The organism is Marinobacter sp. UBA2498 (assembly GCF_002341575.1).
GTDB classification, from domain to species: domain Bacteria; phylum Pseudomonadota; class Gammaproteobacteria; order Pseudomonadales; family Oleiphilaceae; genus Marinobacter; species Marinobacter manganoxydans.
The window spans coordinates 1-1,632 of the sequence record NZ_DDOI01000006.1; the positions used below are offsets into that span (position 1 = coordinate 1).

General features: G+C 59.4%; 2 protein-coding genes. One reads left to right on the forward strand and one right to left on the reverse strand.

Annotation, left to right across the window (positions count from 1 at the left end; translation table 11 throughout):
* The coding region (locus B2W52_RS00275) for a diacylglycerol/lipid kinase family protein (RefSeq protein ID WP_286800953.1) at positions 1 to 751 on the reverse strand (751 nt) is incomplete at its 3' end.
* A 79-nt stretch (positions 752 to 830) separates the two neighbouring features.
* Between B2W52_RS00275 and B2W52_RS00280 the strand changes: the two genes are divergently transcribed.
* Positions 831 to 1,632: haloalkane dehalogenase (locus B2W52_RS00280; RefSeq protein WP_286800954.1), on the forward strand; the 802-nt coding region annotated here is incomplete at its 3' end.

Below are 1,632 nucleotides of genomic sequence, written 5' to 3' on the forward strand. Positions count from 1 at the left end.
GTACCAGGCAGCGTTGGCTCCTGATATGGACCAGCGTACTGGTGCGCCGAGGAGTTTGCCGGTTCAGGCGAACCATCAGAAACGTGAACAAAAGCTGAAGAATGGGGCGTGGCCGGACCGCGACAATAGCCAGCTGGCCATCGCTGACGGATGCCTCGGGAATCTCGTTGCCACCGCCAAAAAAAGCGCCATTGGCCACCGCGACGGAAAGCCACCGGCCCTTCACGACGCCCCGATCGCAACGGATGGTTGCCCTGAAGCCTCGCTTCGCATTCAGCCGGCGTAATAATTCGACCACATAGCTGAAGCGCCCGAAGAGCTTTTTTTCGGTACTGCGGGATTCCCGTGCAGGGAGGGTTCCCATGCCGACATGGGCAACGTTCAGAAACATACCATCACCATAATCCGCGACATCCACCATTTGCGTTCGGCCGCTGGCAATCAACTTACACAGCGCTCCCGGCTGGTGGGGAAGCCCCAGATTCCGGGCAAAGTCGTTAGCTGTACCAGACGGCAGGACAGCAAGGGTGGCCCCCTTCTCCAGGCAAACGGCGGCGGCCCGGCTTACCGAACCGTCTCCGCCCGCGACTATAAGCGTGTCCCGGTCGTCGAGCCTGGTGCTCCAGTCGGATTCCTCAAAGTCACGGCATAGAGGATCGTGGATACCGGCAGTTGCCAGGTGCTCCAGCCAGAAGTCCCGGCCTCGCTCACCATCGCCAGCACCGGAATTGCATATCAGCCAATAAGCCATGGCGCTTGTCTCTGCTCCCCTGCTCCATCACAATCCTTTAGACCATTCCCTCACAATAATGAACAGCAAGGCAAGCAAGATGGATTTTGTCAGAACCCCGGAAAAACGCTTTGAACGACTCCTGGATTACCCGTTTGAGCCCCACTACGTGGAGGTGGACGGGCTGCGTATGCACTACGTGGATGAAGGGCCGGCCGACGCAAGTCCCGTTCTGATGATGCATGGCGAACCTTCCTGGTCCTACCTCTACCGGCATATGATTCCGATCTGCGCGGCGGCCGGCCACCGGGTTATCGCCCCGGATCTGATCGGTTTCGGCAAGTCCGACAAACCCACGTCCCTTGACGACTATTCCTACCAGCAGCACATGGACTGGATGCAGTCGTTCCTCGATCAGCTCGGACTCACCAACATCACTCTGGTATGCCAGGATTGGGGCTCATTGCTGGGGCTGCGGCTGGCGGCGGAGAATCCGGAACGGTTCCGGGCCATTGTGGTGGGCAACGGCATGTTACCTACCGGTGATCAGAAAGCCCCGCCGGCGTTCAAGATCTGGAAGAATTTTGCCCTGCACAGTCCCTGGTTTCCCATTGCGCGGATCATCAACACCGGCTCTTTCCGCAAGCTGGGGCCCGATGAAATGCGGGCCTACGACGCCCCCTTCCCTGGCAAAAAGTACAAAGCCGGCGCCCGGGCCTTCCCCAGACTGGTGCCGATGCACCCGGACGATCCCGCCAGTGAGGCTAACCGGAACGCCTGGAAAGTGCTCGAACGTTGGGAAAAGCCATTTCTGACCACCTTCAGCAATGGCGATCCGATCACCCGGGGCGGCGACGCCTATATGCATAAGCGGATTCCTGGCGCAAAAGACCAGCCCCATG